This window comes from Alcanivorax profundi, from assembly GCF_003597125.1.
Taxonomy (GTDB): Bacteria; Pseudomonadota; Gammaproteobacteria; order Pseudomonadales; family Alcanivoracaceae; genus Alcanivorax; species Alcanivorax profundi.
The window spans coordinates 1-378 of the sequence record NZ_QYYA01000177.1; the positions used below are offsets into that span (position 1 = coordinate 1).

Consider the following 378-nt stretch of genomic DNA (forward strand, 5'->3'; position numbering starts at 1 on the left):
CATAAAGCTACAACCAGTGTGAACGTGTACCTACAGCTACAATCACAATGATTACAATAATTTATTTACAACATAAATAAAGCTACAACCAGTGTGAGTGTGTACCTACAGCTACAATCAGAATGAGCGTGCACCTAAAGCCACAACCAGTGTGAGCATGCACCTATGATCAATCAGTCTCCATACGTTTGCTGAAATAAATATGTTTTGAGTTTACTTTTGAAAGCCTCAACAGAGTCAGCTCGCCGCACTTCCACTGGGAGCCTATTCCATAAAAAGGGGGCTCTATAAGAAAAGGCTCTGTAGCCAGCAGACTTCTTCCTAATTCGAGGAAGCTGAAGGAGACCAGCGTCCTGAGAGCGAAGGGTACGAGCTGGA

At 43.7% G+C, this 378-nt stretch carries 1 protein-coding gene; it reads right to left on the reverse strand.

Annotated features, from left to right (window positions below; all coding sequences use genetic code 11):
- Window positions 1–169: 169 nt before the first annotated feature.
- Window positions 170–378: hypothetical protein (locus tag D4A39_RS18115; RefSeq protein WP_233552543.1), on the reverse strand; the 209-nt coding region annotated here is incomplete at its 5' end.